The 6,663-nt window shown below is 72.7% G+C and carries 5 protein-coding genes; all 5 read left to right on the top strand.

Features of this window, described 5'->3' with window-relative positions; all coding sequences use genetic code 11:
• The first annotated feature begins 335 nt into the window (after window positions 1-335).
• Genes glyA through HK417_RS11640 form a run of 5 tightly spaced genes read left to right on the top strand, consistent with a single transcriptional unit; the run spans window position 336 to window position 6,630 of the window.
• On the top strand, window positions 336-1,664 hold the full coding sequence (gene glyA, locus HK417_RS11660) for a serine hydroxymethyltransferase (protein ID WP_222266542.1): 1,329 nt from the start codon (window positions 336-338) through the stop codon (window positions 1,662-1,664).
• Complete coding sequence (locus HK417_RS11655) at window positions 1,661-2,893, top strand: sarcosine oxidase subunit beta family protein (protein WP_222266540.1); 1,233 nt, start codon at window positions 1,661-1,663, stop codon at window positions 2,891-2,893. Before glyA ends, HK417_RS11655 begins: the two co-directional genes overlap by 4 nt.
• A 14-nt stretch (window positions 2,894-2,907) precedes the next feature.
• On the top strand, window positions 2,908-3,186 hold the full coding sequence (locus HK417_RS11650) for a sarcosine oxidase subunit delta (protein WP_222266538.1): 279 nt from the start codon (window positions 2,908-2,910) through the stop codon (window positions 3,184-3,186).
• Window positions 3,183-6,053, top strand: a complete 2,871-nt coding sequence (locus tag HK417_RS11645) for a 2Fe-2S iron-sulfur cluster-binding protein (RefSeq protein ID WP_222266536.1) — start codon at window positions 3,183-3,185, stop codon at window positions 6,051-6,053. Before HK417_RS11650 ends, HK417_RS11645 begins: the two co-directional genes overlap by 4 nt.
• Window positions 6,046-6,630 (top strand): sarcosine oxidase subunit gamma, encoded by a 585-nt coding sequence (locus HK417_RS11640; RefSeq protein WP_222266534.1) that lies wholly within the window; start codon window positions 6,046-6,048, stop codon window positions 6,628-6,630. The genes HK417_RS11645 and HK417_RS11640 overlap by 8 nt, the downstream gene beginning before the upstream one ends.
• Window positions 6,631-6,663: the final 33 nt, after the last annotated feature.

The raw sequence follows: 6,663 nt of genomic DNA, 5'->3' as shown, positions 1-6,663 counted from the left end.
TGCAGGTCGGTGTGGCAGACCCCGCAGGCCTGCACGTCCACCACCGCCTCACCCGGCCCGGGATCGGGGACGACGATCGTCTCGATCGACACCGGAGCACCCTTGCTGCGGGCGACGACGCCCTTCACCTCGTATGCCATGACGGTGGATCTCCTCTCGGGATGTGTGGACCGGACGCAGCGGCCTCCGTGCAGGGCTGCCGCGTACGTGCGAGCGGTGGAGGGGAGGAGGTCCTTTCACGGCGCCCCTTGACCCCGGCCGACACCCACTCTACGGTGGTGCACGACTGATATACCAGTCCTCGGCTTTATTTCATGACAGAAGGAGCGCCCGGCATGGTCGTCCAGGTTGAAGAGGTTCGACAGGTCTCGGCCGGTCTGAACCGCGTCCTCGACCGATCCCTGGCGGACACCGACCCGGAGGTCTCCGAGGCGATCTCCGCCGAGCTGGTCCGTCAGCAGACCACGCTGGAGATGATCGCCAGCGAGAACTTCGCCCCGGTTGCGGTGATGCAGGCCCAGGGCTCGGTCCTGACCAACAAGTACGCCGAGGGCTACCCCGGCCGGCGGTACTACGGGGGCTGCGAGCACGTCGACGTGATCGAGCAGCTGGCCATCGACCGGCTGAAGGCGCTCTTCTGCGCGGAGTACGCCAACGTCCAGCCGCACTCGGGAGCCCAGGCCAACGCCGCGGCGATGTCCGCCCTGCTGCAGCCCGGCGACACGATCCTGGGGCTGGACCTGGCCCACGGGGGCCACCTGACCCACGGGATGAAGCTGAACTTCTCCGGCAAGCTCTACGACGTCGCGGCCTACCACGTGCGGCCCGACGACCATCTCGTGGACATGGCCGAGGTCGAGCGGCTGGCCCACGAGCGGCGGCCCAGGCTCATCATCGCGGGATGGTCGGCCTATCCGAGGCAGCTCGACTTCGCCGAGTTCCGGCGGATCGCGGACGAGGTCGGCGCCTACCTGATGGTCGACATGGCCCACTTCGCGGGGCTGGTGGCCGCCGGGCTGCACCCGTCGCCCGTCCCGCACGCGCACGTGGTCACCTCGACCACGCACAAGACCCTCGGCGGTCCGCGTGGCGGCGTCATCCTCGCCACGGGGGACCTGGCGAAGAAGTTCAACTCCTCGGTCTTCCCCGGTCAGCAGGGCGGTCCGCTGGAGCACGTGATCGCCGCCAAGGCCGTCGCCTTCAAGCTGGCCGGGGAGCCGGCCTTCCGGGAGCGTCAGGAGCGCACGCTCGCCGGCGCCCGGCTCCTCGCCGACCGGTTGCTCGCCCCGGACTCCCGGGAGGCCGGCATCAACGTGGTCAGCGGCGGCACCGACGTCCACCTCGTCCTGGTGGATCTGCGCGAGTCGGAGCTGGACGGCCGGCAGGCCGAGGACCGCCTGCACGCGATCGGCATCACCGTCAACCGCAACGCGGTGCCCTTCGACCCCCGCCCGCCGATGGTCAGCTCCGGTGTCCGCATCGGAACCCCGGCCTTGGCGGCGCGCGGATTCGGCCTCGAGGACTTCGCCGAGGTCTCCGACGTCATCGCCGCCGCGCTGCGGCCCTCGGCGGGCGAGGAGCAGCTCACCGAGTTGCGCAGCCGGGTCACCCGGCTGGCCGACCGCCACCCCCTCTACCCCGACCTGACGGAGGTCGTCCGATGAGCCCCCGCACCCCCGGCGCGGACCTGCCGGAGCACCCGGACGCCCTGTGGCGGAACCCGGAGCCGAAGCGCTCCTACGACGTGGTCATCGTCGGCGGCGGCGGGCACGGCCTGGCCACCGCGCACTACCTGGCCAAGAACCACGGCATCACGAACGTCGCCGTCCTGGAGAAGGGCTGGCTGGCCGGCGGCAACATGGCCCGCAACACCACGATCATCCGGTCCAACTACCTGTGGGACGAGAGCTCGGGCATCTACGAGCACGCACTGAAGCTGTGGGAGGGGCTCGAGGAGGACCTCGGCTACCCCATCCTGTTCAGCCAGCGCGGCGTGCTCAACCTCGCCCACACGCTGCAGGACGTCCGTGACAGCGTGCGCCGGGTCGAGGCCAACAAGCTCAACGGCGTCGACGCGGAGTGGTTGGAGCCGGACGAGGTCCGCAAGATCTGCCCGGTCGTCAACACGTCGACCGACATCCGCTATCCGGTGCTCGGCGCCACGTACCAGCCCCGTGCCGGCATCGCGAAGCACGACTACGTGGCCTGGGGCTTCGCCCGCCGGGCCTCCGAGGCCGGCATCGACCTCATCCAGGACTGCGAGGTCACCGGGTTCACCACCGAGGGCGACCGGGTCACCGGGGTCCGGACGACCCGCGGCGACATCGCCGCCGGCCGGGTCGCGCTCTGCGCTGCCGGGCACACCTCGGTGCTCACCGACATGCTCGGCATCCGCGTGCCGGTGCAGAGCCACCCGCTGCAGGCGCTGGTCTCCGAGCTGCTCGAGCCGGTGCACCCCACGGTGGTCATGTCCAACGCGGTGCACGTGTACGTCTCCCAGGCGCACAAGGGAGAGCTCGTCATGGGGGCGGGTGTCGACTCGTACAACGGCTACGGCCAGCGAGGCGCCTTCCACATCATCGAGCGCCAGATGGCCGCCGCCGTCGAGCTCTTCCCGGTGTTCGCGCGGGCGCACCTGCTGCGCACCTGGGGCGGCATCGTCGACGTCAGCCCCGACGCCTCACCGATCGTCGGACGGACCCCCTACGAGAACGTCTACCTCAACTGCGGCTGGGGCACCGGAGGGTTCAAGGCCACCCCCGGGATCGGCTGGGCCCTGGCGCACACCGTCGCGAACGACGAGCCCCACCCGCTCGTGGCGCCGTTCACCCTCGACCGCTTCGTCACCGGGGCGCTCGTCGACGAGCACGGCGCCGCCGCCGTGGCCCACTGACCAAGGGAGTTCCCGTGCAACTCATCCCATGCCCGTGGTGCGGCCCCCGCGAGGAGGCCGAGTTCCACTACGGCGGTCAGGCACACGTCCCCTACCCGGACGACCCGGCCGCGCTCTCCGACGAGGAGTGGGCGCACTACGTCTTCTTCCGCGACAACACCAAGGGCCGCTTCGCCGAGCGCTGGAACCACAACGCCGGCTGCCGCCGCTGGTTCAACGCCGTCCGCGACACCACCACCTACCGCTTCGAGAGCGTGTACCGCCTCGACCACCCGAAGCCGGTGACCCCATGAGCACTCCCTTCCGCACCCCCGCGGGCGGCCGCATCGACCGTGCCACCACGCTGCAGTTCACCTTCGACGGACTCGGCTTCACCGGGCACCCCGGCGACACCCTGGCCTCCGCCCTGCTCGCCGCGGGGCGGCACCAGGTCGCCACGAGCATCAAGCTGGGGCGGCCCCGCGGGATCGCGGCGGCCTGGGCCGAGGACCCGGGCGGCCTGGTCCAGGTCGAGGAGCCCTTCCCCGAGCCGATGCTGCTGGCCAGCACCGTCGAGCTCTTCGACGGGCTGGTCGCCCACGGCCTGCCGGGGCAGGGCCGCCTGGCCGACGTGCCCGACTCCGCCCGGTACGACGCCGTCCACCACCACGTCGACGTGCTCGTCGTGGGGGCCGGTCCCGCGGGGCTGACCGCCGCACTCACCGCCGCGCGGGCCGGGGCTCGCGTCGCCCTGGTGGACGAGCAGTCCGAGGCCGGCGGCTCCCTGCTGTCGGGCACCGACCGGATCGACGGCGTCCCGGCGCTGGAGTGGGTGTCGAACGCGGTCGCGGAGCTGGCCCGCCACCCGGAGGTGCTGCACCTGCAGCGCACCACCGCCTTCGGCGTCTACGACGACGGCTTCGCCCTCGCGCTGGAGCGGCGCACCGACCACCTCGGCGCCGCCGCACCCAAGGAGGTCTCGCGCCAGCGGGTGTGGCGCCTCCGGGCCCGGTCGATCGTCACCGCGACCGGGGCGCACGAGCGGCCGGTCGTGTTCGCCGACAACGACCGCCCCGGCACCATGCTCGCCGGCGCCGCGCGGACGTTCCTGCACCGCTACGGCGTGCTGCCCGGCCGCGAGGCCGTCGTGTTCACCACCAACGACAGCGCCTACGACGCCGCCCTCGACCTGCACCGCGCGGGCGTGCGGGTGCAGGCGGTGGTCGAGGCCCGCCCCGAGGCGCCGCCGCACCGGCGCGAGGAGTGCGAGCGCGCCGGGATCCGGGTCCTCCCCGGAGCCGTCGTGACGGGCACGCAAGGTGTCGAGCGGGTCACGCACGCCCTCGTCGCCCCGTTCTCGGACGGACAGGTCGGCACCAGCAGCGCGGTCGCCTGCGACGTGCTCCTGGTCAGCGGGGGCTGGAACCCCGCCGTGCACCTGTTCAGCCAGGCCCGCGGCCGGCTCCGCTACGACGAGGGCCTCGGCGCGTTCGTCCCGGGGGAGGAGGTCGACGGCCTGTCCGTCGCCGGCTCGGCCGCCGGCGTGCTCGACCTGGCCGGGTGCCTGGCCGACGGGCAGCGGGTGGCTCGCGAGACCCTGTCCGCCCTGGCGATCGACCCGGCCGCGGACGACCGGCTGCCCTCCGCCCCGGAGCCCGTCGCCCCGACTGCGCCGCTGGTGCTGTGGCGGGTGCCGGACACCTCCGGTGCTGAGGGCGCCACCCAGTTCGTCGACCTGCAGCGCGACGCCACGGTCGCGGACATCGCCCGCGCGGTCGGTGCCGGCCTCCGCTCGATCGAGCACGTCAAGCGCTACACGACGATCGGGACCGCGCACGACCAGGGCAAGACCTCCGGCGTCCTCACCTCGGGCATCACCGCCGAGCTGCTCGGGGTCCCGGTGCGGGACACCGGCACCACCACCTTCCGGCCGCCCTACACACCGGTGGCCTTCGCCGCGCTGGCCGGCCGCGACCGCGGCTCCCTCTTCGACCCGGAGCGGGTCACCGCCCTGCACCAGTGGCACGTGGCGGCCGGGGCGGTCTTCGAGGACGTCGGCCAGTGGAAGCGTCCTCGGTACTACCCGGAGCCCGGCGAGGACATGGAGGCCGCCGTCCTCCGGGAGTGCGCCGCGGCCCGGACCGGCGTCGGGATCCTCGACGGCTCCACCCTCGGCAAGATCGACGTGCAGGGCCCGGACGCCGCCGTCCTCCTGGACCGGCTCTACACGAACCTGATCAGCAGCCTCAAGGTCGGCTCCGTCCGCTACGGCGTCATGTGCGGCGTGGACGGCATGGTCATCGACGACGGCACGGTGCTGCGCCTGGCCGAGGACCGCTTCCTCGTCCTGACCACCACCGGCGGGGCGGCGAAGATCCTGGACTGGATGGAGGAGTGGGTCCAGACCGAGTGGCCGGACCTGCGGGTCCACTGCACCTCGGTCACCGAGCAGTGGGTCACCTTCCCCGTCGTCGGCCCCCGCTCCCGCGACGTCGTCGGCGCCCTGTTCCCGGACGTGAACGTCTCCAACGAGGCGTTCCCCTTCATGACCTGGCGGGACACCAGCCTCGAGGGCGTGCCGGTCCGGCTGGCCCGGATCAGCTTCTCGGGGGAGCTGGCCTTCGAGGTCTACGTGAGCCCCTGGTACGCCGTCGCTGTCTGGCAGCGGCTGCTCGAGGCCGGCCGGCCGTACGGCATCACGCCGTACGGCACGGAGACGATGCACGTGCTCCGGGCCGAGAAGGGCTACCCGATCATCGGGCAGGACACCGACGGCACCGTCACCCCGCACGACCTGGGCATGGCGTGGGCGGTCTCGAAGAAGAAGCCCGACTTCGTCGGCAAGCGCTCCTTCGCCCGTCAGGCCAACCAGGACCCGCGGCGCAAGCAGCTGGTCGGACTGCTGCCCGTGGACCGGCAGACCGTGCTGCCGGAGGGCTCGCAGATCGTGGAGTTCCTCGCCGACGGCGAGCTGCCACCCCCGCCGGTCCCGATGCTCGGCCACGTCACCTCCAGCTACCGCAGCGCCGAGCTCGCGCGTCCCTTCGCCCTCGCCCTGGTCAAGGGCGGCCGGGAGCGCATCGGCGACACCGTCCACGTCCCCGTCAACGGCACCCTGGTCCCGGTCGAGGTCACCGGCTCGGTGCTGGTCGATCCCGAAGGAGCCCGTCGCGATGGCTGAGCTGCTGCGCACCCACCCGCTCGAGGCGTGGACCAGCGCCTTCGAGCGCCTGCCGGACACCGTGCGGATCACCGTGGAGCCCTTCGTCGCCACGGTCGACGTCCGGCTCGGCGCCGTCGGTCCGGAGGTCCGCACCCACCTGGGCGTCGACCTGCCGACGGCTCCCAACACCTGGGTCCCGGCCGATGCCGGGCGAGCCGTCTGGCTCGGCCCCGACGAGTGGCTGCTGAGCAGCACAACGGAAACCCCGGAGGAGCTCGAGGCCCGGGTCCGCGCCGCCGTCCTCCCGCTGGGCGGGTCCGCGACGGACGTCTCCGCCCAGCGGATCGGCCTGCGGCTGACCGGGGCGCGGGTGCGCGACGTCCTGGCCAAGGGCTGCTCCATCGACCTGCACCCGCGGGTGTTCGGCCGGGGCAGCAGCGCGCAGACGTCCCTCGGTCAGGCCGGGGTCGTGCTGCTGGCCCTCTCCGACGCCGGGGACGACCACGTCGTCCTCGTCCGGTCGTCCTTCGCCGGCTACCTCGCCGACTGGCTGCTCGACGCAGCCCTCGAGTTCACCACCACCCCCGACCGCTGACCGGCCCGTCGGCAGCCCCCGGATCCACCGGCA

The organism is Modestobacter marinus, assembly GCF_019799945.1.
In the GTDB taxonomy this organism is placed as follows: Bacteria; Actinomycetota; Actinomycetes; order Mycobacteriales; family Geodermatophilaceae; genus Modestobacter; species Modestobacter marinus_B.
Note: the sequence above shows the minus strand (reverse complement) of the source record. Positions and strands in the feature narration are given on the sequence as shown.

Coding starts and splice junctions, on each gene's coding strand:
- glyA (WP_222266542.1), top strand. CDS start 336: ATGGTCGTCCAGGTTGAAGAGGTTCGACAGGTCTCGGCCGGTCTGAAC.
- HK417_RS11640 (WP_222266534.1), top strand. CDS start 6,046: ATGGCTGAGCTGCTGCGCACCCACCCGCTCGAGGCGTGGACCAGCGCC.
- HK417_RS11645 (WP_222266536.1), top strand. CDS start 3,183: ATGAGCACTCCCTTCCGCACCCCCGCGGGCGGCCGCATCGACCGTGCC.
- HK417_RS11655 (WP_222266540.1), top strand. CDS start 1,661: ATGAGCCCCCGCACCCCCGGCGCGGACCTGCCGGAGCACCCGGACGCC.